Source organism: Glaciihabitans arcticus (genome assembly GCF_004310685.1).
In the GTDB taxonomy this organism is placed as follows: Bacteria; Actinomycetota; Actinomycetes; order Actinomycetales; family Microbacteriaceae; genus Conyzicola; species Conyzicola arctica.
Genome location: NZ_SISG01000001.1, coordinates 1,022,232 through 1,046,786, shown reverse-complemented (window position 1 = coordinate 1,046,786; position 24,555 = coordinate 1,022,232). Strand labels below are relative to the sequence as shown.

25 protein-coding genes and 4 tRNA genes are annotated in these 24,555 nt (G+C 66.2%); 23 read left to right on the top strand and 6 right to left on the bottom strand.

Going from position 1 to position 24,555, the window contains the following annotated elements:
- Positions 1 to 15: 15 nt before the first annotated feature.
- Positions 16 to 1,020, top strand: a complete 1,005-nt coding sequence (zapE, locus tag EYE40_RS04980) for a cell division protein ZapE (protein WP_130980912.1) — start codon at positions 16 to 18, stop codon at positions 1,018 to 1,020.
- Here the strand turns inward: zapE and EYE40_RS04975 are convergent.
- Complete coding sequence (locus EYE40_RS04975; RefSeq protein ID WP_130980911.1) at positions 989 to 2,131, bottom strand: Na+/H+ antiporter NhaA; 1,143 nt, start codon at positions 2,129 to 2,131, stop codon at positions 989 to 991. The genes zapE and EYE40_RS04975 overlap by 32 nt on opposite strands.
- 214 nt (positions 2,132 to 2,345) lie before the next feature.
- Here EYE40_RS04975 and EYE40_RS04970 point away from each other — a divergent pair, with 214 nt between their 5' ends.
- The gene (locus EYE40_RS04970) at positions 2,346 to 3,608 is read left to right on the top strand and encodes an ammonium transporter (protein ID WP_130980910.1); all 1,263 of its coding nucleotides are present in this window, start codon (positions 2,346 to 2,348) and stop codon (positions 3,606 to 3,608) included.
- A 75-nt stretch (positions 3,609 to 3,683) separates the two neighbouring features.
- Positions 3,684 to 4,424, top strand: a complete 741-nt coding sequence (locus EYE40_RS04965) for a YqjF family protein (RefSeq protein WP_130980909.1) — start codon at positions 3,684 to 3,686, stop codon at positions 4,422 to 4,424.
- Here the strand turns inward: EYE40_RS04965 and EYE40_RS04960 are convergent.
- From EYE40_RS04960 to EYE40_RS04950, 3 genes are all read right to left on the bottom strand, one after another.
- Positions 4,409 to 5,194: an EI24 domain-containing protein gene (locus EYE40_RS04960; RefSeq protein ID WP_130980908.1), complete on the bottom strand. Its 786-nt coding sequence runs from the start codon at positions 5,192 to 5,194 to the stop codon at positions 4,409 to 4,411. The two genes, EYE40_RS04965 and EYE40_RS04960, sit on opposite strands and share 16 nt — an antisense overlap.
- A complete protein-coding gene (locus EYE40_RS04955) occupies positions 5,194 to 5,433 on the bottom strand; it encodes a hypothetical protein (RefSeq protein ID WP_130980907.1) in 240 nt (79 codons plus the stop codon). The genes EYE40_RS04960 and EYE40_RS04955 overlap by 1 nt, the downstream gene beginning before the upstream one ends.
- A gap of 35 nt (positions 5,434 to 5,468) precedes the next feature.
- A tRNA-Val gene (locus tag EYE40_RS04950) sits at positions 5,469 to 5,541 on the bottom strand.
- A 124-nt stretch (positions 5,542 to 5,665) separates the two neighbouring features.
- Between EYE40_RS04950 and EYE40_RS04945 the strand changes: the two genes are divergently transcribed.
- From EYE40_RS04945 to EYE40_RS04910, 8 genes are all read left to right on the top strand, one after another.
- Positions 5,666 to 5,737 (top strand) — tRNA-Gly (locus tag EYE40_RS04945).
- Positions 5,738 to 5,776: 39 nt separating this feature from the next.
- Positions 5,777 to 5,847: transfer RNA gene (locus EYE40_RS04940), tRNA-Cys, on the top strand.
- Positions 5,848 to 5,872: 25 nt separating this feature from the next.
- Positions 5,873 to 5,944, top strand: a tRNA-Val gene (locus EYE40_RS04935).
- A 186-nt stretch (positions 5,945 to 6,130) separates the two neighbouring features.
- Entirely contained in the window at positions 6,131 to 6,538 is a 408-nt protein-coding gene (locus tag EYE40_RS04930) for a hypothetical protein (RefSeq protein WP_130980906.1), read from the top strand.
- A gap of 17 nt (positions 6,539 to 6,555) precedes the next feature.
- Positions 6,556 to 7,080 carry a hypothetical protein gene (locus EYE40_RS04925; RefSeq protein ID WP_130980905.1) on the top strand — a complete coding sequence of 175 codons (525 nt, stop codon included), beginning with the start codon at positions 6,556 to 6,558 and terminating at the stop codon, positions 7,078 to 7,080.
- A 216-nt stretch (positions 7,081 to 7,296) separates the two neighbouring features.
- Positions 7,297 to 7,944 (top strand): HAD-IA family hydrolase, encoded by a 648-nt coding sequence (locus EYE40_RS04920; RefSeq protein WP_240034718.1) that lies wholly within the window; start codon positions 7,297 to 7,299, stop codon positions 7,942 to 7,944.
- A 27-nt stretch (positions 7,945 to 7,971) separates the two neighbouring features.
- Positions 7,972 to 9,924, top strand: a complete 1,953-nt coding sequence (thrS, locus tag EYE40_RS04915) for a threonine--tRNA ligase (protein WP_130980903.1) — start codon at positions 7,972 to 7,974, stop codon at positions 9,922 to 9,924.
- Complete coding sequence (locus EYE40_RS04910) at positions 9,924 to 10,502, top strand: HIT family protein (protein WP_130980902.1); 579 nt, start codon at positions 9,924 to 9,926, stop codon at positions 10,500 to 10,502. Before thrS ends, EYE40_RS04910 begins: the two co-directional genes overlap by 1 nt.
- On the opposite strand, the gene pdxY is transcribed toward EYE40_RS04910, so the two are convergent.
- Positions 10,480 to 11,331: a pyridoxal kinase PdxY gene (gene pdxY / locus EYE40_RS04905; RefSeq protein WP_130980901.1), complete on the bottom strand. Its 852-nt coding sequence runs from the start codon at positions 11,329 to 11,331 to the stop codon at positions 10,480 to 10,482. The two genes, EYE40_RS04910 and pdxY, sit on opposite strands and share 23 nt — an antisense overlap.
- 72 nt (positions 11,332 to 11,403) lie before the next feature.
- Here pdxY and pdxS point away from each other — a divergent pair, with 72 nt between their 5' ends.
- The 12 genes from pdxS (at position 11,404) to EYE40_RS04845 (ending at position 22,665) form a co-directional block, all read left to right on the top strand.
- The gene (gene pdxS, locus EYE40_RS04900; protein WP_130980900.1) at positions 11,404 to 12,297 is read left to right on the top strand and encodes a pyridoxal 5'-phosphate synthase lyase subunit PdxS; all 894 of its coding nucleotides are present in this window, start codon (positions 11,404 to 11,406) and stop codon (positions 12,295 to 12,297) included.
- Positions 12,287 to 12,886: a pyridoxal 5'-phosphate synthase glutaminase subunit PdxT gene (pdxT, locus tag EYE40_RS04895; protein ID WP_130980899.1), complete on the top strand. Its 600-nt coding sequence runs from the start codon at positions 12,287 to 12,289 to the stop codon at positions 12,884 to 12,886. The genes pdxS and pdxT overlap by 11 nt, the downstream gene beginning before the upstream one ends.
- Before the next feature lie 14 nt (positions 12,887 to 12,900).
- The gene (locus tag EYE40_RS04890; protein ID WP_130980898.1) at positions 12,901 to 13,503 is read left to right on the top strand and encodes a hypothetical protein; all 603 of its coding nucleotides are present in this window, start codon (positions 12,901 to 12,903) and stop codon (positions 13,501 to 13,503) included.
- A 53-nt stretch (positions 13,504 to 13,556) separates the two neighbouring features.
- The gene (locus EYE40_RS04885) at positions 13,557 to 14,318 is read left to right on the top strand and encodes a YebC/PmpR family DNA-binding transcriptional regulator (RefSeq protein WP_130980897.1); all 762 of its coding nucleotides are present in this window, start codon (positions 13,557 to 13,559) and stop codon (positions 14,316 to 14,318) included.
- A 2-nt stretch (positions 14,319 to 14,320) separates the two neighbouring features.
- On the top strand, positions 14,321 to 14,908 hold the full coding sequence (gene ruvC / locus EYE40_RS04880; RefSeq protein ID WP_130980896.1) for a crossover junction endodeoxyribonuclease RuvC: 588 nt from the start codon (positions 14,321 to 14,323) through the stop codon (positions 14,906 to 14,908).
- Positions 14,905 to 15,522 carry a Holliday junction branch migration protein RuvA gene (gene ruvA / locus EYE40_RS04875; RefSeq protein ID WP_130980895.1) on the top strand — a complete coding sequence of 206 codons (618 nt, stop codon included), beginning with the start codon at positions 14,905 to 14,907 and terminating at the stop codon, positions 15,520 to 15,522. The genes ruvC and ruvA overlap by 4 nt, the downstream gene beginning before the upstream one ends.
- Before the next feature lie 59 nt (positions 15,523 to 15,581).
- Positions 15,582 to 16,589: a Holliday junction branch migration DNA helicase RuvB gene (ruvB, locus tag EYE40_RS04870; protein WP_193554520.1), complete on the top strand. Its 1,008-nt coding sequence runs from the start codon at positions 15,582 to 15,584 to the stop codon at positions 16,587 to 16,589.
- 85 nt (positions 16,590 to 16,674) lie between these two features.
- Positions 16,675 to 17,157, top strand: coding sequence for a preprotein translocase subunit YajC (locus tag EYE40_RS04865; protein WP_130980894.1), 483 nt, complete (start codon positions 16,675 to 16,677; stop codon positions 17,155 to 17,157).
- 91 nt (positions 17,158 to 17,248) lie between these two features.
- A complete protein-coding gene (gene secD / locus EYE40_RS04860) occupies positions 17,249 to 19,048 on the top strand; it encodes a protein translocase subunit SecD (RefSeq protein ID WP_130980893.1) in 1,800 nt (599 codons plus the stop codon).
- Positions 19,048 to 20,058, top strand: a complete 1,011-nt coding sequence (gene secF, locus EYE40_RS04855; protein WP_130980892.1) for a protein translocase subunit SecF — start codon at positions 19,048 to 19,050, stop codon at positions 20,056 to 20,058. Before secD ends, secF begins: the two co-directional genes overlap by 1 nt.
- 5 nt (positions 20,059 to 20,063) lie before the next feature.
- Positions 20,064 to 20,390 (top strand): rhodanese-like domain-containing protein, encoded by a 327-nt coding sequence (locus tag EYE40_RS04850; RefSeq protein ID WP_130980891.1) that lies wholly within the window; start codon positions 20,064 to 20,066, stop codon positions 20,388 to 20,390.
- A gap of 19 nt (positions 20,391 to 20,409) precedes the next feature.
- Positions 20,410 to 22,665, top strand: a complete 2,256-nt coding sequence (locus EYE40_RS04845) for a RelA/SpoT family protein (protein WP_130980890.1) — start codon at positions 20,410 to 20,412, stop codon at positions 22,663 to 22,665.
- Between the two features lie 653 nt (positions 22,666 to 23,318).
- Here EYE40_RS04845 and EYE40_RS04840 read toward each other — a convergent pair.
- Positions 23,319 to 24,551: a DUF349 domain-containing protein gene (locus EYE40_RS04840; protein WP_130980889.1), complete on the bottom strand. Its 1,233-nt coding sequence runs from the start codon at positions 24,549 to 24,551 to the stop codon at positions 23,319 to 23,321.
- Between the last annotated feature and the right edge of the window lie 4 nt (positions 24,552 to 24,555).

Sequence of the window (24,555 nt, the reverse complement as noted above, 5' to 3'; positions counted from 1 at the left end):
CTACGAGCGGATCCCGTGACCACTGACGACCATCTCGTCGATCGCCAGCCCACGCTGAGTGGCGCCCAGATCATCGCGCACCTCGTGCCCCCGAGGCAGTTCGCGGATGCCACTATCGAGACGTACCGCCCCGACCCCGATTATCCCTCTCAAGCCGAGGCCGTGCAGGCCGTGCGGGAGTTCACCGCGGCCAGCCGACCCTCTGGGGGACTGTTCCGCAAGCGCGCGCCGGAAGCCCTGCCGGGTATCTACCTCGACGGTGGGTTCGGAGTCGGCAAAACCCACCTGCTGGCCTCGCTCTGGCACGCGGCTCCCGGTCGCAAGTACTTCGGAACGTTCATCGAGTACACCGCCCTGGTCGGTGCGCTCGGCTACGCGGAGGCGATCGCCCTACTCAAGGGCGCCTCGCTGGTCTGCATCGACGAGTTCGAGCTCGACGACCCGGGGGACACTCGGCTGATGTCGCGCCTGCTCTCCGAGCTGGTCGCGAGCGGATCGCGCATCGCCGCCACCTCCAACACCCCGCCGAACGCCCTTGGTGAGGGTCGCTTCGCCGCCCAGGACTTCCTGCGCGAGATCGACGCCCTAGCGGCACGTTTCCGCACGATTCGCATCGACGGACTCGACTACCGCCGCCGCGACGTCGAGGGTCACGCCGTCTCGATCACGCCCGAAGAACTGGATGCTGCGGTCGACCGTTTCTCCGGTTCCATCACGTCGGACAAGTTCGGCGACGTCATCACCCACCTCGCAACGGTGCACCCGTCGCGCTACGTGCGACTCATCGACGGCCTCGACGCGATTGCGCTCCGCGATGTCTACGTGCTCAGCGGCCAGACCGACGCGCTGCGCCTCGTTGCCTTCGTCGACCGGCTCTACGACGCGCAGGTGCCGATCCTCGCGAGCGGAATCCCTCTCGACCAGGTCTTCGCCGAGGACATGCTCGGCGGCGGCTACCGCAAGAAATACCTGCGAGCCGTGTCCCGTCTTATTGCGCTGACGTCGGGCGAGATTTCCTGAAGTAGGAACGCGAGCGCACGGCGGCGAACGTGCCGCCTACGACTATCGCGATGACCGATCCCACAAGCACACCGAGCGTGCCCTCGGTGGTGGCCTCTGCATTGCCCGCGAAGGCCAGTTCGTTCATGAGCAGCGACACGGTGAAGCCGATTCCGCCGAGCGCGGCCACGGTGAGCAGGTCGCCGATCGGCGGGGCGTCCCTCTTGTTGAGGGAGGTGGCGATGAGCGCGCCGCCCGTGATCCCGATGATCTTGCCCACCGGCAGCGCGATCACGATGGCCCAGAAGACCATCCCGAGCGGCGTGACCGACAGGTTGGGCACCGTCACGAGGGTCGCAACGAAGGCGAACAGCGGCAGGATGATCGCATTCGACCAGGGCTCGATCGCTCGGCGGGTTCTCTCGCCGACGCGACTCGCGAGAATCAGGCCGAGCGACACCCCGGCGATGGTGGGGTGGATGCCGCCCAGCGCCACAAGCACCCACGCCGCGGCGGCAAGCACGATCAGCGCGGCGACGACCAGCGGCCCGCGCACGCGATAACTCAGCCACCCGAACAGCAGGATCACGGGTACGGCGGCGAGCAGGGCGAGGGGGCGAACGTCGTCCGTGAAGAAGAAGGCGATGATGACGATCGCGATGAGGTCGTCGATGACGGCGAGGGCGAGCAGCAGGGCGCGCACCCGGGTCGGCAGGTGCCGCCCGACCAGCGCGAGCACCCCGAGGGCGAACGCGATATCCGTGGCGGTCGGGATAGGCCAGCCGTCGGAGAGTCCCGCCTGCGGGACCAGCAGCAGGAAGATCGCCGCCGGCACGATCACGCCGCCGACCGCGGCTGCGGCGGGAACGAGCGCCTTGCGCGCCGAATTCAGCTCACCGTGTCGCAGCTCGTGCTTGAGCTCTACCGCCGCAAGGAAGAAGAAGATCGCGAGGAGGCCGTCGGTGACCCAGTGCCCCAGGCTGAGGTCGAGACCGAGCCACGGGATGCTCGCGTGGGAATCCCGAATCGCGTGAGCTGCCGGCGCCCACGGACTGTTCGCAACGGCCAGCCCGAGTGCGGCGGCCACGAGCAGGGCAATGGCTGAGAACTGGGGAGAGCGGAGCAGTTGCATCCCGCTATTGTCCCCGATTGCTTACCCGCCAAACCGGCAGCAGGAGGAAACACAACGTTTACATTCGCCCCGGTCGCGTAACCGACCCGAAACACGGGGGCGCATCTTCCGAAACCTCGTCGCACCACACTGAGGGCGTACCCGGGAAAGCGAGCCCTAGCGCTTGTGGCAACTCGCGGAGTGCATCCTTTGCAAACGTTAGAGAGGTAACACAATGGATCAGGGCAACACAGCCTTTATTCTCATCGCCGCGGCTCTCGTCCTGCTGATGACTCCTGGCCTGGCATTCTTCTACGGAGGACTCGTCAAGGCCAAGAGCGTTATCAGCATGATGATGATGAGCTTCGGAGCTTTGGGACTCATCGCAGTCCTCTGGGTTCTGTATGGCTATGCCATCGCATTCCCCGGAGCTGAGGGCACGCTCGCTCCCTTCGCCGTTGACACCGGAGCATTCGGTCTCAACAACCTCCTCGAGGTTCCCGAGGGTGCCGCCTACCCGCCGCTCGCCTTCGTCGCCTTCCAGGCCACCTTCGCGATCATCACCGTCGCACTGGTCTCCGGTGCTATCGCCGACCGCGCCAAGTTCGGCTCCTGGATGATCTTCGCCGGCATCTGGGCGACCGTCGTCTACTTCCCCGTCGCCAGCTGGGTCTTCAACTTCGGCCTCGCCGAGGACGGCTCCTTCGCTTACGGTGGATGGCTCACGCACGGCCTGCAGGACGTCTTCGGAGTCGGCACCATCGACTTCGCCGGTGGAACCGCCGTTCACATCAACGCCGGTGCAGCAGCCCTCGCCCTCGCCCTAGTCCTCGGGAAGCGCGTCGGATTCGCCAAGGGCGTCAGCGTTCCTCACAACCCGCCGTTCGTCCTCCTCGGCGCCGGCCTCCTCTGGTTCGGCTGGTTCGGCTTCAACGCGGGCTCCGAGCTCGCCGCTGACGGCACCGCAGCCCTCGCCTTCGTCAACACGATCGCCGCCCCGGCAGCAGCACTGCTCGCCTGGCTCGTCGTCGAGAAGATCCGCGACGGCAAGCCCACCTCCGTGGGTGCCGCGTCCGGAGCCGTCGCCGGCCTCGTCGCCATCACCCCCGCGTGTGGCTCGCTGCACCCGGTCTGGGCGATCCTGCTCGGCGTCATCGCCGGTGCGGTCTGTGCCCTCGCCGTCGACCTGAAGTTCAAGCTCGGCTTCGATGACTCGCTCGACGTCGTCGGCATCCACCTTATTGGTGGCCTCATCGGAACCCTGTACCTGGGCTTCTTCGCCAACGGAACCGGCCTCTTCTTCAGCGGTTCGGCTACGCAGCTCCTGGTGCAGGCCATCGCGGCCTTCTCCGTGCTGATCTACTCCTTCGTCATCGCGTTCGCCATCGCCTGGGTCATCCAGAAGACGATCGGCTTCCGCATCAAGAACGAAGACGAGATCGCCGGCGTCGACACCGTGGTTCACGGCGAAGAGGGCTACGTCCTCTCCGACAAGTAAACACAGTTCACAGCACATGTGCGGGCGTCGTCCTTCGGGACGGCGCCCGTTCGTGCATGGTGGCACACTGCTTCTATGACGGATGCCGCGGCTCAGCCTCTCTCCGCCGTCGCGCCCCCGCTGGCGGGCGGCTCCAGCTCGAGCCAGCGCTGGAGTGACCTTGCCTTCCTGCACTGGAGGGTCGCAGCGTCGCTCGTGCAGCCGCTCCTGCCGCCCGGGCTCCGGCCCGACGAGTTCGACGGGTCGAGCTGGGTGGGGCTGATTCCGTTCCGCCTCGACCGTGCCCGTGTGTTCGGCAGCCCGCCGGTGCCCTACTTCGGCAACTTCGTCGAGGTGAACGTGCGGCTGTACGCCGTGGATGCCGCCGGGCGCCGGGGTGTGGTCTTCGTCTCGCTCGAGGCCTCGCGGCTTGCCGCCGTGCTTGCCGCCCGAGCCCTGTTCTCGATCCCGTATGTGTGGTCGAGCACCCGTGTGCAGCGCGAGGGCGATGCCTACCGGTACACGGCTCGGCGGCACCTGGCGCGTGACGTGGGCTGTGACATCCTCGTGACGCCGTCTGCCGTGCCGGTGGTCGGCGATCCGCTGGCCGACTTCCTCACCGCGCGCTGGGGGCTGTTCACGGCGCGGGGCGGGCGAACGCTGTTTCTACCGAACGAGCACCCCCCGTGGCCGCTGTTCGAGGCGCAACTTCAGGCTCTGGATGACACGCTTCTCGCGTCAGCGGGTTTCGACGGACTCGTCGATCGTGCTCCCGATTCCGTGCTCTGGTCGCCCGGGGTCACCACCCGCTTCGGGACGCCTCAGGCGGCCGGCTGAGGCGCCGGCGTCAGCACTCGACGACTGAGAATGGTCGCTCCCGCCACTGCCGCGGGCATCGCGATGATCGCGCCGAGCGGGATCAGGAACACGAGCCAGGTCGCCGCACCGAAGCCGACGGTCATCGCCCGACGGCTGCCGAGGGCCTTGCGCCGCTCGCGCAGGGTCTTGTCGCGCGCCTCGAAGGCGAAGTTGGCGAGCTCCACCGCGAGGAACCAGCCGCCGAACAGCGCGCCGACAGCGGGAACCAGAATCTGTCCGACCAGCGGGATGAACCCGAGCGCGAACAGCATCAGGCCGACACCGATCGTCGGGAACAGCAGCTTGAGCGAGGTGCCGATGCCCTTGAGCATCGGTTTCCAGAAACCGGCCGGGGGAGCGACCGGCTCGCCGCCAAGGGTGTTCTCCACGTGCTGCCAGATCTTCTCGTAGAAGACGTCGCCGATCGCGAGCGTGACCGCCGTAAAGGTGTAGACCACGAGCTGGAGGGCGAGGACGAGCGCCGCAAGGGCGGCGAGGATGCGGAAGCCGGAGCGGAACGGTTCATCCCACTCATTGGCGAACGGGGTGGCCCACTCCGCCAGCGCCTGCAGGTTCGAGGCGTAGGTGACCAGCAGGGCGACAACGAGAATCGCGACAATCAGGGCCGGGATGAGGCCCAGCAGCATGAGTTTCGGGGCGGTGATCCATACCCGGAAGCCCTGGCCGAGGATACCGACGCCGGAGAAGAACTCCCTCAGAACGCCCGGTCGGCCGTCGCGACGCGCCATCAGGTGTGCGGGACGTCGGCGAGGCGGGCCTCGAGCTTCTCGATGCGGTCGAGGAGGTAGATCGTGTACTCGGCAAGCACAAGACTGCGGGCCTCGGTGATGATGACGCGATCAAAGAGTTCGCGTTCGGTGGTGAAGAATCCCGTCAGGCGGTTCTCGTTCACGGCGGCCAGGCTCGCGCGCAGGCGCTGGATGGCGGGGGACTCGGCGGAGGGCGGCGGAGGCGGGGCGTCGGTCATAAGGAGAGCCTAGTGACGCTCAGATCAGGAATGTGTGGGCGATGCGGGACTCGAACCCACGACCTCTTCGGTGTGAACGAAGCGCGCTACCAACTGCGCCAATCGCCCTGACTGGACAATCCTGCCACAGCTTTGGGCAAGTCGGACACGCATCCGCGACACGCACTCGGCACGATTGGCGCCCACCGGTTCAATCGGCTACAGTTTCAAAGCACGCAGAAATGCGAGCAGTGCGGATGTGGCGCAGTGGTAGCGCATAACCTTGCCAAGGTTAGGGTCGCGAGTTCGAATCTCGTCATCCGCTCGAGTGGGAGTAGTCGGTCCGCCGGAGGCTTCCGCCCCTGGTGGAGTGGCCGAGAGGCTAGGCAGCGGCCTGCAAAGCCGTCTACACGGGTTCGAATCCCGTCTTCACCTCACAGAGTTTCAATTCAATATGCATGAGCGATTGGCGCAGCGGTAGCGCGCTTCCCTGACACGGAAGAGGTCGCTGGTTCGATCCCAGTATCGCTCACGAGACAAGGCCCCGACTTCGGTCGGGGCCTTTCTTTTTTGTGCGGGATGTCGCGCCTCGAGTTGCCAACCGCCTCATCGACGGGCTGAAGGTCGCTTCTCAGCAACCCGCTGCGTCATCCTTGCGGCGCCCAGCGTCATCCTCGCGCTTGATTGCAGGGAGTCGCGAACCCGTCAGGCTCGAGACATGTCGGGCCTGCGCCATCTCGTGATGTGGCTGTCTTTGCTGATCGCATGGCCCTGCATGGTCGTCGTCATGGTCAGTCACTATTCGTTCATGTACTACACAGGCTCGCAGTCCTGCGAATCGCTCTACGACGCGGAGAACACCACGGTGAGGTCGACGGACTCCCTCGTTCCCTTCGTCGTTCGTTGCGTGGTCTACGAGCGTGGCGAGATCGTGCATGACACCTCGACGGACATTGGCACCCCGACCGTGATCGTTGGATTCGTCGCGTCGCTGACGTTTCTGGGTGCCGCGGGGCGAGCATGTGGCCGTCCGTGGGCGCGTACAGGCCCGATCAGGTGCTCGTGCTTGCCGTTGGTGCACCGCTGCGGAGTGCAATCCACGAATGACCACCCCAGCACCTATTGATGGTGCAGTATGAGCGCGTGACCGACGAAGCGCCCGTGCCCCTCACCAACCGATTCGTGGTGCCCGAGGGCATGGCGAAGCGTGCCGCGCGGGCATTCTTCCGCTTCCAGCTGACTCGACCGCGCGCCGTTCTCGCCCTTGTGGGGTTGGTACTGGTGATGCTGGGACTCACGATGCTGGTCTCTGGTGACCAGTTCTTCGAGCGCATCGGCTTCACCGCCTCGGTGTTCCTCATCGCCCTGATCCTCGCGCTCGGACTCACCTATCGCCGGACCTACAGTGTCATCGGCCGAGGCTTCGCCCCTGGAAACGTATTCGCGTCGGGCTTCGGCGCCACCGCACTGGCGCTCAAGGGCCCTCTGACGTCGACCGAGGCTCGGTATGAGGTCTATGAGAGTGCGTCGCTTCGCGAGGGGTTCGTCTTCCTGAAGCAGCGCCATCTCAACCTGTACTTCATTCTGCCCGCCGAGCTCTTTCCCGACTCGTCCCTGGATATGGTGCGTGCAGGCATGGCCGGGAACGAACACAGACGTCAGATGTAGGACCGGACCGGATGTCGCGGTATGACGGCACGGGACGCCCGTCGCCGTTGGGAAGCGCCCGGTAATCGAATCGATTTGTGAGTTGCGAATCCTGAACACTCGGCAGACATGCGCAAGTCACAAATCGGCGCGCTGAGTCAGGCGTATCGGGCGGGTCGAAGCGGGGTAGAGCAGCCTGAAGTCGCGAGTCCCGAGAACCGCACGGGAGAATGGACCGTGACCACAACGATCAACGCCCGCGCCATCCTCTTCGACATGGACGGCACGATCGTCGACTCGACCGCGATCGTCGAACGGGTGTGGGGCCGGTTCGCCGACACATACGGCGTCTCGCTGTCAACGATCCTCGGCGACTCGCACGGCATCAAGGCGATCGACACGATCCGCAAGTACGGCCCGACGGGCATCGACGCGGAGGTGGCAGCGGCCGACCTCGCGGCCTTCGAGATCGGGGAGATCGACGGCATTGTCGAGATTCCGGGCGCGGCGGTCTTCGCCAACAGCCTGCGCCCCGAGCAGATCGCCCTGGTCACGAGCGCGCCGCGAGAGCTCGCGATCCTGCGCCTCGACCTGTGCGCGATCACCGTTCCCCGGGTGATCGTCGCCGCGGAGGACGTCGAGCACGGCAAACCGCATCCCGAACCGTATCTGAACGCCGCGCGCCTGCTCGGGCTCAAGCCGGCCGACTGCATCGTCTTCGAGGATGCGGCAGCCGGCATCAGATCGGGTATCGCTGCCGGCATGCGTGTGGTGGTGGTCGGCGAACTGGACGACCCGGTGACCGACGGACTGCCGCGGATCCCCGACTACTCGGCCGCGACCGTCGACCAGACGGCGGACGGGCTCCGCATCGTTCTCGGCTGACTCTCCGGGCGCACTAAAGTTGGTTGGATGAGTGCCCAGAAAACCGGATTCGACCTGTTCACAGAACGCAGTATCGTGGCGATGCGCGTCAACGGCGAGCTGCGTGACCTGGCTACGACGGTGGCGGATGGCGATGTCGTCGAGGGTGTGGACATCTCCAGCCCCGACGGACTGAACATCCTGCGCCACTCGGCCGCGCACGTCGCCGCCCAGGCCGTGCAGAAGATCAACCCCGAGGCGAAGCTCGGCATCGGCCCACCCATCACCGACGGCTTCTACTACGACTTCGACGTCGAGACCCCGTTCACTCCTGAGGACGTCAAGGCGATCGACAAGGGCATGGCCGCGATCATCAAGCAGGGCCAGCGGTTCACCCGTCGGGTCGTGACCGAGGACGAGGCTCGCGCCGAACTCGCGAACGAGCCGTACAAGCTCGAGCTGATCGGGCTCAAGGGCGGCTCGAACGCCGAAGACGAGTCGGTCGAGGTCGGCGGCGCCGAGCTCACCATCTACGACAACGTCGATGCGAAGACCGGCGAGGTCTACTGGAAGGACCTCTGCCGCGGGCCGCATCTGCCCTCCACCCGCATGATCGGTAACGGTTACGCGCTCACCCGCACGGCCGCGGCCTACTGGCGCGGTTCGGAGAAGAACAAGCAGCTGCAGCGCGTCTACGGCACCGCGTGGCCCACCAAGGACGAGCTGCGAGAGTTCCAGCACCGCCAGGAGGAGGCCGCCAAGCGCGACCACCGCAAGCTGGGCAGCGACCTCGACCTGTTCTCATTCCCCGACGAGATCGGCTCCGGTCTCGCCGTGTTCCACCCCAAGGGTGGGATCATCCGCGCTGAGATCGAGAACTACATGCGCGATCGCCTCATCGCGAACGGCTACGAGCAGGTCTACTCGCCGCACATCACCAAGGCGAGCCTGTTCGAGACCAGCGGTCACCTGCAGTGGTACAAGGACGGCATGTTCCCCGCGATGCACCTCGATGAGGAAGTCGATGACGAGGGCCACGTCACCCGCCAGGGTCAGGACTACTACCTCAAGCCCATGAACTGCCCCATGCACAACCTGATCTTCCGGGCGCGCGGCCGCAGCTACCGCGAGCTGCCCCTGCGTCTCGCCGAGTTCGGCACCGTGTACCGGTACGAGAAGAGCGGCCAGCTCTCCGGCCTCACCCGCGTGCGCGGCCTGACCCAGGATGACGCCCACGTGTACGTCACCCCCGACCAGGTCAAGGACGAGGTGGCGAGCCAGCTCGAATTCGTGCTCGAGACGCTGCGCGGCTACGGCCTCACCGATTTCTACCTCGAGCTCTCGACGAAGGACCCCGACAAGTACGTCGGCTCCGACGAGGCGTGGGAAGAGGCGACTGAAACCCTGCGCCAGGTCGCGACCGAGTCCGGTCTCGAGCTCGTCGCCGATCCCGGTGGTGCGGCGTTCTACGGCCCCAAGATCTCCGTGCAGGCTCGGGATGCCATCGGTCGCACGTGGCAGCTGTCCACCGTGCAGCTCGACTTCAACCAGCCCGAGCGCTTCGAGCTCGAGTACACGGCCGCCGACGGCACCCGCCAGCAGCCGGTGATGATCCACCGTGCCCTGCTCGGTTCGATCGAGCGCTTCTTCGCGATTTTGCTCGAGCACTACGCGGGAGCGTTCCCGGTGTGGCTGTCCCCGGTGCAGGTTGTCGGCATCCCGGTCGCGGAAGCGTACGAGGAGTACCTCGGTGACGTCATCCAGCAACTGAAGAAGGCCGGAGTGCGTGCCGAACTCGACGTGTCGAGCGATCGTATGCCCAAGAAGATCCGCAACTGGACGCTGCAGAAGGTGCCGTTCCAGCTGATCGCCGGCGAAGAGGATCGCGCTGCGGGCAGCGTGAGCTTCCGTTTCCGCGACGGAACGCAGGAGAACGGCATCCCGATCGCCGACGCCATCGCCCGCATCACCGAGGCGATCGCGACCAAGGCGCAGGTCTGATGAAGGACTACGACGGATCCGACTACAGCGATGTGGTCCCCGTCGAGGGAGCCGTCGGGGTTCCGGATGCGTTCCAGCGCATGTGGGTGCCGTATCGCATCGCGTACATCGAGAGCGCCCACAACGGCACGTCGCGTGACGGCGAGTGCCCGTTCTGCGTTGCTCCCACACTTGCCGACGAGGAGTCGCTGATCGTGGCGCGCGGAACGCACTCGTACGTGCTGCTCAACCTGTTCCCGTACAACAGTGGCCACATGCTCGTCTGCCCCTACCGCCACGTCTCGCTGTACGACGACGCGACGGCGGAAGAGGCGGTGGAGATCGCCGAGCTCACCCAGATCGCCATGCGCGTCGCGCGTGAGGCGTCCGGCGCCCAGGGCTTCAACATCGGCATGAACCAAGGGTCGATCGCGGGGGCGGGCGTCGCGGATCACCTGCACCAGCACGTTGTGCCTCGCTGGGCCAACGACACGAACTTTTTTCCCATCATCGGCGGGGTCAAGGCGATCCCGCGTCTTCTCGGCGAAGTTCGGGAGGCCTTCGCGAGCGCTTGGCCTAGCGCACCTTGCGCGGAGTGAACTGCATGCGCGGGTTCGCGTAGAACTCCTGCGCCTCGACGAGCTGCAGTTCGCGCTTGCCCGAATCGTGGGTGAGGGCGAGCAGGTCGAAGACGCTCGACGCGGTGCGGGCCAAAGCGTCGGCCGCATCACGACTGCGCAGGTAGTGCGCGGTGAACAGGGCAGCCGTGACGTCACCGGAGCCGTTGGCCTTCATCGGCAACAGGGGAGTCTGCACGATCCATGCGCCGTCGTCGGTGACCGCGAGCATCTCGATCGTGCCCTCTTCTCGGTCCGGGCGCTCCACGCTCGTCACCAGCACGATGCTCGGGCCCATCGCCCTGACCAGGTCGACCGAGGCGAGCGTCGACTCGAGGGTGTCTGGCTGGGTGTCGGTGAGGTAGCCCAGTTCGAACTGGTTGGGAGTAACGAGGTCTGCGACCGGCACAACGCGCTCGCGCAGCAGCACGGGGATCGCTGGAGCCACGAAGCAGCCCGACTTCGCGTTGCCCATGACCGGGTCGCACGCGTAGATCGCATTCGGGTTCGCTGCCTTGACGCGCGCCACGGTATCGATGATGACCTCGCCGACTCCCTCGCCGCCCTGATACCCGGAGAGAACGGCATCAACCTCAGGAAACGCCCCGCGTGCCTCGACGCCGGCGAGCACTGCGCGAACGTCGTCGGGAGCGATGAGGGGGCCGCCCCACTCGCCGTACCCGGTGTGGTTCGAGAAGTTGACGGTGTAGACCGGGATGACCTCGACGCCGATGCGCTGCAGGGGAAAAACGGCCGCGGAGTTGCCCACGTGGCCATAGGCGACGGCCGACTGGATGGAGATGATGGTCATCCTTCGATCCTGCCACGCTCGCCGACCTGAAACGGCGAGTCACAAACGCCGGCGGGCAATAGAATCGTTCCTATGACTGACACAGCGCCCACAGGAACCGATCGCGTCAAGCGCGGACTCGCCGAGATGCTGAAGGGCGGCGTCATCATGGACGTCGTGAACGCCGACCAGGCGAAGATCGCCGAAGATGCCGGCGCCGTTGCCGTAATGGCCCTTGAGCGTGTTCCCGCCGACATTCGCTCGCAGGGCGGCGTCGCCCGCATGAGTGACCCCGACCTCATCGACGGCATCATCGAGGCCGTCTCCATCCCCGTTATGGCGAAGGCGCGCATCGGCCACTTCGTCGAGGCGCAGGTGCTGCAGGCACTTAAGGTCGACTACATCGACGAGTCAGAGGTGCTGAGCCCGGCCGACTACATCAACCACATCGACAAGTGGAAGTTCGACGTTCCCTTCGTCTGCGGCGCGACCAACCTCGGTGAGGCGCTCCGCCGCATCAACGAGGGCGCGGCCATGATCCGCTCGAAGGGCGAGGCCGGAACCGGCGACGTCTCCGAGGCGACCCGTCACATCCGCACCATCCGCAGCGAGATCGCGGCCCTTACCGCCAAGAGCCCCGACGAGCTGTATGTCGCGGCCAAGGAGCTGCAGGCGCCCTACGAACTCGTCGCCGAGATCGCCCGCACCGGCAAGCTGCCTGTTGTGCTGTTCACCGCCGGTGGCGTCGCCACCCCCGCGGACGCAGCGCTCATGATGCAGCTCGGTGCCGACGGCGTGTTCGTCGGTTCGGGAATCTTCAAGTCGGGCAACCCCGCCGCTCGTGCCGCCGCCATCGTCAAGGCGACGACGTTCTACGACGACGCCTCGGTCATCGCCGAGGTGTCGCGGGGACTCGGCGAGGCCATCGTCGGCATCAACGTGGCCGACATCCCCGCGCCGCACCGCCTCGCCGAACGTGGCTGGTAGTCCGCGCATAGGTGTTCTCGCCCTCCAGGGTGACTTTCGTGAGCACCTCGCCGTGCTCACTGCCCTGGGGGCGGATGCAACGTCAGTCCGTCGACCGTCCGATCTCGAGTCGATCGACGGCCTGGTCATCCCGGGCGGCGAGTCCAGCGTTATGGACAAGCTCTCGCGCCTCTTCGGACTCGCGGAGCCGTTGAAGGCCGCGATCGACGGTGGACTGCCCGTCTACGGCACCTGCGCGGGGCTCATCATGCTCGCGGACACTGTGCTCGATTCGATCGACGGACAGCAGAGCATCGGCGGTTTCGATGTCTCCGTGCGCCGCAATGCGTTCGGGTCGCAACTCGACTCCTTCGAGACGGACCTCGACGTGCCGGTACTCGGCGATGTGCCGATGCACGCGGTGTTCATCCGTGCCCCCGTCGTGGAATCGGTGGGGGAGTCGGTGAACGTGCTCGCCTCGCTGGCCGATGGCCGGATCGTCGCCGTGGAGCAGGGTCACCTGCTGGGGACGTCGTTCCACCCGGAGATCACCGGGGACACCCGATTTCACGAGTACTTCCTCGACAAGGTTCGCGCGCACAGCAACTAGGTCAGGATGGGTGCATGAAGCTCTACTCGGATTTTCCCGCCCGTCGCACCCGCCAGATCTTCGTCGACGTGCTCGCGCTCGTCGCGATCGGCGCGTGGGTCTGGCTCGGCACCTTCATCTACGGGCTCATCATGAACCTCAGCGACTTCGGGGTGCAAATGGAAGCCTCGGGGGCGGAATTTCGCCAGAGGATGACCGAGATCAGCAAGACCCTCGGTGACGTGCCGCTCATCGGCGGGGGCATCCGCGCCCCGTTCGACGGCGCGAGCGACGCGGGCGCCTCTTTGGAGTCGGCGGGCCAGGCGCAGCAGCTCGCCGTGCAGCAACTCGCGACCGGCCTCGGGGTGGGCATCGCCGTGCTGCCGATCCTGATGATCCTGATCCTCTGGCTGATCCCGCGCCTGCGGTTCGTGCGCCGCGCCAGCGCCGTGCAGGCCCAGTTGCGCTCCGGTGCAAGCCTCGACCTGCTCGCTCTCCGCGCGCTCGCGACCCAGAAGCTCGGCACACTCGCGAAGATCGACGCGGACCCGCTCGAGGCGTGGCGCAGGGGCGACGCCGCGATCGTGCGCTCGCTCGCGCAACTCGAGCTGCAGGCATCCGGCATCAAAATTGACTGACTCGCAGGGCTATCGGCGGCCGGTTCATCCCGAGGCTGGCTAGAATATTCAGCATGTCAGGCCATTCCAAGTGGGCAACCACCAAGCACCAGAAGGCGATCAAAGACTCTCGCCGTGCGAAGTCGTTCGCCAAGCTCATCAAGAACATCGAAGTCGCCGCCAAGATGGGCGGAGCAGACCTGTCGGGCAACCCGACCCTGGTCGACGCCATCCAGAAGGCGAAGAAGACCTCGGTTCCGAACTCGAACATCGACTCGGCCGTCAAGCGCGGCTCCGGCCAGCTCGGTGAAGCGGTCGACTACCAGACGATTATGTACGAGGGTTACGCAGCGGGCGGCGTCGCGCTGCTGATCGAGTGCCTCACTGACAACAAAAACCGCGCTGCGGCCAATGTGCGCACCGTCATGAGCCGCAACGGCGGCACCATGGGCGACCCGGGCAGCGTCGCCTACAACTTCAGCCGCAAGGGCGTCATCTCGGTCACCAAGGTCGACGGCGTGAACGAAGACGACATCCTGGGCGCCGTGCTCGACGCGGGTGCCGAAAAAGTCAACGACCGCGGTGCTGGCTTCGAGATCGTGACCGAGCCGCAGGATATCGTCGCGGCGCGCACCGCCCTTCAGGATGCAGGCATCGACTATGACTCGGCCGACGTCGAGTTCGTGCCCGGGCTCACGATCGACGTGGACCTCGAGACGGCCAAGAAGATCTTCCGCCTCATTGACGCCCTCGATGACGATGACGACGTGCAGAACGTGTACGGCAACTTTTCCGTGCCCGAAGACGTGCAGGCCGCGCTCGACTCCGAGGAGTAGTCGTGAGCCTGCGGGTGCTCGGCATCGACCCGGGTCTGACCCGCTGTGGCGTCGGAATCGTGGATGTCACGGCCACCCGTAAAGCTTCGCTCGTTCACGTCGAGGTGATCGAGACCCCGCCCGACATGCCTCTCGAGCGGCGTCTCCTGATCATCGGAACGGGTATCGCGCGCCTGCTCGACGCTCACGAGCCGCACGCCGTCGCCCTCGAGCGCGTGTTCGCGCAGCACAACCTGCGCACCGTGATGGGCACGGCCCAGGCGAGCGGCGTGGCGCTGCACGCCGCGGCTGCCCGTGGGCTCGCCGTCGGACTGCACACCCCGAGCGAGGTCAAGGCCGCCGTCACGGGATACGGTGCCGCCGACAAGAAGCAGGTCGGCACTATGGTGGCGCGCATCCTCTCGCTCGATGCGATTCCGCAGCCCGCGGACGCGGCCGACGCGCTCGCCCTCGCCATCTGCCACGCGTGGCGCACGGGCGGCGTGGCGCCGGCGCGACCGGGCATTGCGGCAGCGTCATCCCTCACCCCCGCGCAGCGTGCGTGGCGCGACGCCGAGAAGTCGGCGGGCGTCCGTAGGCTGGGCACATGATTTCTTCCGTTCGCGGCACGGTCCTTGCCGTGGCCGGAACCTCCGCGGTGATCGAGGTGGGCGGCATCGGTCTCGCCATCCAAGTCACCCCTTCCCACGGCCTTGCCCTGCGCGTCGGCAGTGAAGCGACAGTTCGCACCGCACTCATCGTGCGCGAAGACGACCTCAGCCTCTACGGCTTCGCCGAGGCAGACGAGCTTGCCGTCTTCGATGCCCTGCGTGGCGTCACGGGGGTCGGCCCGCGCAGCGCGATGGGGGTGCTCGCGGTGCTGAGTCCCGCCGAGATCGCCCAGGCCGTTGCCCTCGAAGATGACGCAGCCTTCCGCAAGGTCTCCGGAATCGGGCCCAAGACCGCGAAGCTCATCGTGCTCTCGCTCGCCGGCAAGCTCGCCGTGCACGCTCCGCGTGCCGCAGCTCCCGCCGTCACGCAGACCGTGACCGAGAGCGTGATCCTCGCGCTCGTCGGCCTCGGCTGGCAGGAGCGGGTCGCCCTGCAGGCGATCGAGGATGCCTCCACCGCCGCCACCGACACGGAGCGCGCGAGTGTTCAGCTGATGCTGCGCCTCTCGCTTGCGCAGCTCGGACCGCAGCAGCTGGCCGGGGCAGCACAGTGACCGTCGCCGACGACGAGGTGGTCCGCCGCGCGACTGAGGCCCTGGCGACCGGGCTCGGCCTGCCGGAATCCGAAGCCGAGCTCGCCTTTGAAGGTGCACTGCGCCCGCAGTCCCTCGCCGAATTCGTCGGCCAGGAGAAGGTTCGCGGCCAGCTTCAACTGCTGCTGCAGGCCGCCGCGATGCAAAACCGCACACCCGACCACATCCTGCTCGCCGGCCCGCCCGGCCTCGGCAAGACCACCCTCGCCATGATCATCGCCCACGAGAGTGGCCGACCGCTGCGCATGACGAGCGGCCCGGCCATCCAGCACGCGGGCGACCTCGCGGCCGTACTGTCCTCCCTTGTCCCGGGTGAGGTGCTGTTCATCGACGAGATTCACCGCATGGCGCGCTCGGCCGAAGAGATGCTGTACCTGGCGATGGAGGATTTCCGCATCGACATCATGGTCGGAAAGGGCGCGGGCGCGACATCCATACCCCTCGATCTGTCGCCGTTCACGCTGGTCGGTGCGACGACGAGGTCCGGGATGCTCCCCAACCCGTTGCGCGACAGGTTCGGTTTCACGGCTCACCTCGAGTTCTACGAGAACCACGAGCTCGAGCAGGTGCTCGTGCGTGCTGCGGCGCTGCTCGAGTTGAATGTCGAGCGCCGCGCTCTCGCCGAGATCTCCGGCCGCAGCCGGGGCACCCCGCGCATCGCCAACCGCCTGCTGCGTCGTGTGCGCGACTACGCGGTGGTGAAGGGTTCCGGTGCGGGCCTCGACGCGGTGAACGCCGCACTCGAGCTGTACGACGTCGACGCGCTGGGGCTTGACCGCCTCGACCGCGCGGTCATGCAGGTCGTGCTGTCGCGCTTCGACGGCGGGCCTGTCGGGCTGAACACCCTCGCCGTCTCGGTGGGGGAGGAGGCCGAGACGATCGAGTCGGTCGTCGAGCCGTTCCTCGTGCGCATCGGCCTGCTGACCCGCACACCGCGCGGACGGGTAGCGACCCGCTCGGCCTGGAAGCATTTCGGCCTGACTCCTGAGACCCCCGGAGCGGCCACACTGTTCGACGGGGACCTCTGAGTCCCATCGCTTATGATTAACACCGGCCAGTCAGGACCATTGACTTAGACTGACCCGGCCTCCGTATCCTGTGAAAGGTTTTACCATGCCCGCCGAGATCGATATCTTCCAGTACGTCATCTTCGCCGTACTCGCCCTGCTCATCTTCTTTATGTTCCGCAACAGCCGGAAGAACAAGCAGCGCCAGGAAGAGCTCAAGAAGGAAATCGTTCCCGGCGCAGACGTCATGACGAACTTCGGCCTGTTCGGCACACTCATCTCTGTCGACGAGGTCAGCAATGTCGCTGAACTCGAGGTCAGCCCCGGCAACATCGTGCGCGTGCACCGCCAGACCATCGCCAAGGTCGTCACGACAGACGGCGAATCCGACTCCGACGAGCCCCGCTCGGTCGAAGAAGCCATGGAGCGCGCAAACCGCGAGTACGAGGCCAAGGAAGCGGCGGACGTTGCTGCAACCGAGCCCGAGTTCGGTGAACGCGTCGAGACCGTCGAGGCTGCCGATGTCGACACCACGGTTGTTCCCGAAAAGAAGACCGCACGTCGTCCGTCCAAGAAGGCAAGCGAGTAACCGCTACCCTAGGTTCTGGTCGTCCGTCGGGACGACCGTGTTGTGTTGCGCGTGAAGACGCTCGCACGCTTACAGAAAGCTGAGTTCGCTGGTGGCAAGAACGACTCCGGTCAAGAAGGCGTGGCGCGCCCTCACCTGGCTGCTGATCATTACGATCGGCATGTTCGCACTGAATGCCGTCGGTATTCTCGGCGGTAAAGACAACGAGTGGAGCAAGGACGCCTCCTGGGACCTCAAGCTCGCGCTTGACCTCGAGGGTGGAACGCAGATCATCCTCGCTCCTCGTCTAGAGAGCGGCCAGCAGGTCTCCGAAGAGCAGCTCGCACAGGCCGTGGCCATCATGCGCCAGCGCGTCGACGCGAGTGGTGTCGCCGAGGCCGAGATCACGACCCAGGGCACCGGAAGCGGCACCAACGTCGTCGTCACGATCCCCGGCACGCCCGACGAGGAGACGCTGCAGCGCATCCAGTCGTCTGCGACCCTCGACTTCCGCCCCGTGCTCCGTTCTGAAGTCGCCCCGGCCAGCGCCGTGGGCGGCGAGGGTGACGGCAGCACGTCGAGCCCGACCCCGACTCCCGACGTTCCGCTCGAGAACAACCCGAGCGTTGAACCGACCGACGCGAGTGACGAGAACTGGATCACTCCGGCGCTGCTCGACACCTACACGAACTTCGACTGCGGCAGCGTCGACGCCGCGGACGCGAACGTCGCACCCTCTGGTGAGCCGCTCGTCGCCTGCGACGACCTCGGCCAGTACAAGTACCTCCTCGGCCCGGTCGAGGTAGCCGGTAAGAACATCGCCGACGCCTCGAGCTCGCTCGTCGCCAACAGCCAGGGCGCGAGCACCGGCCAGTGGGGCGTCAACATCGTCTTCGACAGTGTCGGAACCGAGAAGTTCTCCGAGATGACCACCCGCCTGTACAGCTATGGCGCGGGCACATCTGTGCGCAACCAGTTTGCCATTGTGCTCGACGGCCGGGTCATCTCGGCTCCGACCACGAACGCGGTCATCACCGACGGCAAGCCGCAGATCACCGGCTCGTTCACGCAGGAGACCGCGAAGTCGCTCGGCGACCAGCTGAAGTTCGGTGCACTGCCGATCGGCTTCCAGGTGCAGAGCCAGGAGATCATCTCGGCGACGCTCGGTGAATCGCAGCTGCAGAGCGGACTCATCGCGGGTCTCATCGGTCTGATCCTCGTCATCCTCTATTCGCTGTTCCAGTACCGCCTGCTGGGTCTCGTCACCGTCGCCTCGCTCGTCGTGGCCGGTGTCATCACCTACATCGCACTCGCGCTGCTGTCCTGGCGCGAGGGCTACCGTCTCTCGCTCGCCGGTGTCGCCGGAATCATCGTGGCGATCGGTTTCACAGCGGACTCCTTCATCGTCTACTTCGAGCGAATACGTGACGAGCTGCGTGACGGGCGCCAGCTCGAGTCCGCGGTCGAGGCCGGTTGGAAGCGCGCGCTGCGCACCATCTACGCCGCCAAGGCCGTCAACCTGCTGTCCGCTGCGGTGCTGTTCATCCTCGCGGTCGGCAACGTGCGCGGATTCGCGCTCACGCTCGGCCTCACCACGATCATCGACGTGCTCGTCGTTGTGCTGTTCACGCACCCGCTGCTCCAGCTGCTGGCGAAGACCAAGTACTTCTCGAGCGGTCACCCGCTCAGCGGTCTCGACCCGAACGCCCTCGGCGCGGTGTACCGCGGGCGCGCGCAGTTCCGAGAGCCGGCGGTCGCCGGCGTGCGCAGCGGCGCCAACCGCGAGGCGGTGCGTCGCCAGACGATCGCCGAGCGCAAGGCGGCAGAGCTCGCCGAATCGAGCCGCCCCGACACCAAGGCCAAGAAGACCTCCTCGTCGAAGACGCAGAAGAACGACGGGAAGGACTCCTGATGACCAACGCATTCGGTAAGTTCGGAAACGACCTCTACACCGGCGCGCGCTCGGTCGACTTCGTCGGCAAGCGCAAGATCTGGTACGGGATCGCTGCCGTCATGATCCTGCTCTCGATCCTCTTCCCGGCCCTGCGCGGCGGCTTCGAACTCGGCATCGAGTTCCGCGGCGGCTCGGAGTTCCAGGTCAGCGGAGTCGCTGAGATCACCGACCGCGAGGCCGGCCAGGAGATCGCGATCGACGCTGTCGAGGGTGTCACGACCGAGGCCACGCCCCGCGTATCCATCGTCGGTGCGGGCGAGGGCGTTCGCGTCCAGACCGCCCAGCTGACCCAGGCCGAGTCGAACGAGGTGCGCGAGGCCCTGGCCGAGGCGTTCGACGTTCCGCTCGACGAGGTCACCGCATCCTTCATCGGTCCGTCATGGGGCGCGGATGTCACGGGCTCGGCAATTCGCGCTCTGATCGTGTTCATCATTCTCGCCGCCATCGTTATGGCGCTGTACTTCCGTACCTGGAAGATGTCCGTCGCGGCGATCGTCTCGCTCATCCACGACATGGTCATCACGGCCGGTGTCTATGGTGCGCTCGGCCTCGAGGTCACCCCCTCCGCGGTCATCGGATTTCTGACGATCCTCGGCTACTCGCTCTACGACACCGTTGTGGTGTTCGACAAGATCCGCGAGAACACCGCGGAGGACGGCCCCGAGTCGACCCGCACGTTCGCGCAGTCGGTCAACCTCGCGGTCAACCAGACGCTTGTGCGCTCGATCAACACGGGTGTCGTCGCCGCGCTGCCCGTCGCGGCCATCCTCTTCATCGGTGGAACGCTGCTCGGCGCCGGAACGCTCGTCGACATTTCGCTGTCGCTCCTCATCGGCATCCTCATCGGCACCTACTCGACCATCTTCATCGCCGCTCCGCTTTACTCGCAGCTGCGGGAGAACGAGCCTGAGATCCGCAAGCGCACCGACCGCCTGGCCACCCGCGCCGTCGCAGCCTCCACCAAGTAGTCGTTATGGAGCACATTTCCGCTGCCGAGGCCATCGAACTGGCCGCCGGTGAGAGTGTGCTCCTCGACGTGCGTGAGCAGTGGGAGTGGGACCAGGGTCACGCGCCCAGCGCGCGCCTGCTGCCGATGTCACGCCTCGAGGAGCTCGCGAGTGAGCTGCCCGAGGATGCCACGCTGCTCGTGGTCTGCCACAGCGGCCAGCGCTCCCTGCAGGTGACCGACGCGCTCGAGCGCGCCGGCTACCACGCCATCAACGTCGACGGCGGCATGCTCGCCTGGCAGGCGGCGGGCGGCGAGATCGTCACGGACGGCTCCCAGCCTCCAGCCGTTTAGACTTGCAGGGGAGGCAGGCATGACCGATACAACGTCGAACACGTCTGCGCTGCGCACCCTCCTTCCGCGCATCTTCTCCCGCGCCCAGCCGTCTGGCGCCGTCGACCGTCTGATCAAGACGGTGCGCCTGCACCACCCGAAGGCCGATATCGCCCTCATCGAGCGCGCTTACACGACCGCGGAAAAGGCCCACTCGGGCCAGAAGCGCAAGAGCGGCGAGCCGTACATCACCCACCCGGTCGCGGTGGCGCAGATCCTCGCCGACCTCGGCATCGGTGCGAAGACCCTCGCGGCCGCGCTCCTGCACGACACGGTGGAGGACACCGACTACACGCTCGACATGCTGCAACGCGACTTCGGCGACGAGGTCGCCATGCTCGTCGACGGCGTCACCAAGCTCGACAAGCTGAAGTACGGTGACAGCGCCCAGGCCGAGACCGTGCGCAAGATGGTGGTCGCGATGTCGAAGGACATCCGGGTGCTCGTCATCAAGTTGGCCGACCGCCTTCACAACGCGCGCACCTGGGGCTTTGTGCCGCAGGCGTCGGCGACGCGCAAGGCGCAGGAGACCCTCGAGATCTACGCGCCGCTCGCGCATCGTCTCGGAATCCAGGCCATCAAGTGGGAACTGGAGGACCTCTCCTTCTCGGTGCTCTACCCGAAGCTCTATGTCGAGATCGAGAACCTGGTCAAGCAGCGCACCCCGAAGCGCGAAGAATTCGTCCAGCAGGTCATCGACTCGGTCAAGGACGACCTCAAGTCCTCCAAGATCAAGGGCAGCGTTGCGGGGCGCCCCAAGCAGTACTACTCGATCTACCAGAAGATGATCGTGCGCGGCCGGGACTTCGACGAGATCTACGACCTGGTCGGCATCCGCGTGCTCGTGAACTCGGTGCGCGACTGCTACGCCGTGCTCGGATCGATCCACGCACGATGGAATCCGATCACCGGTCGCTTCAAGGACTACATCGCGACCCCCAAGTTCAACCTGTACCAGTCGCTGCACACCACGGTCGTCGGTCCCGATGGCCGCCCGGTGGAGATCCAGATCCGTACGACCGAGATGCACCAGCGCGCCGAGTTCGGTGTCGCGGCGCACTGGAAGTACAAGGAGCGCGTCAACAGCGGCAAGGGCGCTGCTGCCTACGACGACAAGGGCGACGCCGACATGGCGTGGCTCGCCCACATCTCCGACTGGCAGGCGGAGACGAGTGACCCCGACGAATTCCTCGAGTCGCTGCGCTTTGAGATCGGCGCCAAGGAGGTCTACGTTTTCACGCCAAAGGGCAAGGTCGTCGGCCTGCCCGCTGGAGCAACACCGGTCGACTTCGCCTACGCGGTGCACACCGAGGTCGGCCACCGCACCATGGGTGCGAAGGTCAACGGCCGGCTCGTGCCGCTCGAGAGCACGCTCAACAGCGGCGACGCCGTCGAGATCTTCACCTCAAAGAATCCGGATTCCGGCCCCAGCCAGGACTGGCTGAACTTCGTCAAGAGCCCCCGGGCCCGCAATAAGATCCGCGGCTGGTTCACCAAGGAGCGCCGCGACGAAGCCATCGAGCAGGGCAAGGACGCGATCGCCCGCGCGATGCGCAAGCAGAACCTTCCGTTGCAGAAGCTCATGAACCAGGACACCCTCGCGGATGTCGCGGCGTCTATGAACTACGAAGACGTCTCGAGCCTCTACGCCGCCGTCGGCGAGGGGCACGTCTCGACCCAGTCGGTCATCGAGAAGGTGCTCTCCGCGATCTCGACCGAGGCCGAGAACGAGGACACCGATCTCACCTTCACGCCGAAGGGCCGCTCGCGCCAGCTGCGCAACAGCGATTCCGGTGTGCTCGTGCGCGGCGCGCCCGACATCCTCGTCAAGCTTGCCAAGTGCTGCACGCCGGTTCCCGGTGACGAGATCGTCGGCTTCGTCACGCGCGGCACGGGTGTCTCTGTGCACCGCAGCGACTGCAACAACGTCAAGGCGCTGCTGCTCGAGCCCGAGCGCATGATCGATGTCGACTGGGCGCCCTCCTCGAAGAGCCTGTTCCTGGTCCAGATCCAGGTGGAGGCCCTCGACCGCTCGGGCCTGCTCTCCGACGTGACTCGTGTGCTGAGCGAGAATCACGTGAACATCCTGTCGGCGACGGTCTCGACGTCACGGGAGCGCCTCGCGATCAGCCGCTTCGTCTTCGAGATGGGCGATACCACCCACCTCGATCGGGTGCTCAATGCCGTGCGCCGCATCGACGCGGTCTACGACGTGTACCGGGTCAACTCCGGCTAAAGCGGCGCGTATCCGCTCCCACGCCTCCCGCTTGTTCGGCAGGTTGCGGCGGCGATCCAGCGCGCTGCGACACTGTTCGAGCGTGACCCCGCCGAGAACCGCGAGCGACCGGATGACCGCGCTCTCCGTCTCGTCGAAGCGGGTCACGCTGCGCGCAAGATCGGCGATCGTGCGCACGGGGGTCGTGACGCGCAACCCGCCCACCTCGCGGGTCTCATCGGTGGAGATCGCCACCTCCCGCACCGTGACGCGCCAGTGCTGCTGCGGTCGGGCCCGCGCTCCGAGGCTCGCACAGAGCTCGTGACGAGTCGGGGGGAGCGGCTGCGCTCCCCAGATCCAGGCGGCGGTGTGCTGCTCCGCGATCAGTCGTCCCGGCCACTGCAGGCGGATGCTCGCCGCGCGCTGGGAGCTCGACTGCGGCTCGTCCACCGGGGTCCAGAGTGCGTCGAGCTCCGCGAGCTCGCCGTCGAGACGAGCGGCACACAGCTCGGCGAGCGGCAGGTCGAGAGTCGTCAGGATGGGGGAGAGGCGGGGCATCCAGAAATTATGAACGCTTAGAAAGCGGCACGGTGGCGGGACAGGAAATCTGTGCGAGAAGACCCGCGAGGACCTGCTGTGGAGAGTGCTAGTTGCCCAGTGCTAGTTGCCCAGTGCTAGTTGCCCAGTGCGTTCAGCCACAGCTTGCGAGCGTCGAGCGCCTCCTGGGCGTCGGCGATCTTCTTCTTGTCCTTGGATGCCTTGGCCTCTTCGAGCTCGCGCTCGAGCTTGGCGATGGCGTCCTGCAGCTGGCTCGAGAAGCCCTGCGAGCGTGCCTGCTTTTCGGGGTTGCTCTTCTCCCAGTGGTCCTCATCGAGTTTGCGCACGGCGGTCTCGACCTTGCGCATGCGGTCCTCGACGGTCTTGACCTTGTCGCGCGGGACCTTGCCGATCGCGTCCCAGCGGCGCTGGATCGAACTGAGGGTCTTCTTCGCCGCGACGCGGTCGGTCTCGGTGAGAAGCGGCTCGGCCTCGGCCAGCAGCTCGAGCTTGAGGGCGAGGTTCGCCTCGAACTCGACGTTGTCCACGGCCTCGACCTCGGACTTCGCGGAGTACAGCGCGTCACCGGCTGCCTTGAACTTGGCCCACAGGGCGTCGTCGAACTTCTTACCGGCGCGGCCGGCAGCCTTCCAGTCATCGAGCAGTCCGCGATAGGCGGGGATTCCGTCGGCACCCTTGGTTGCGAGGGCCTCGGCCTTCTCGACGAGCTCCTGCTTGCGGTTGCGCGCATCCTTGTGCACCGAGTCAAGCTCGGAGAAGAAGGCCTTGCGGTGGGTGTCGATCGTCGACCGGGCAGCGCGGAAACGCTTCCACAGGTCGTTGCCCTCGTTCTTCGGCAGGCGCGGGCCATCGGCCTGGTGCTTCTGCCAGCGGGCGAAGATGTCGTCGATGGTCGCGGTGACCTGCTTCCACTGCGCCTTCGCGGGGTCCTGTGCAGCGAGCGTCTCGGCCTCGACGACGAGGGCCTCGCGCTCGGCGATCGCGGCGGTGACGGCGGCCTTCGACTCCTCGGACTGCTTCTCGGTCAGCTCGGAGACCGTGCTGGAGAGTGATTCGAGGCGCGTCTGCAGCGACGCGAGGTCGCCGACGGCGTTGGCGGTCGAGATGGAGCCGACGAGAGCGCGAACGGCCTTGGCGACGTCAGCAGCGGGGGCGCCGCGCTTGGCGCGCTGCTCGAGCAGGGTCACCTGACCGGCGATCTCGATGTACTTGCGCTCGAAGTAGGCAAGGGCCTCCTCGGGGGTGCCGTCAGGGTACTGACCGACAGCACGCTCGCCGGACGCCTCACGTACGAAGACAGTTCCTGTCTCGTCGACGCGTCCCCATGGAGCCTTATCGTCTGCTGACACGTTG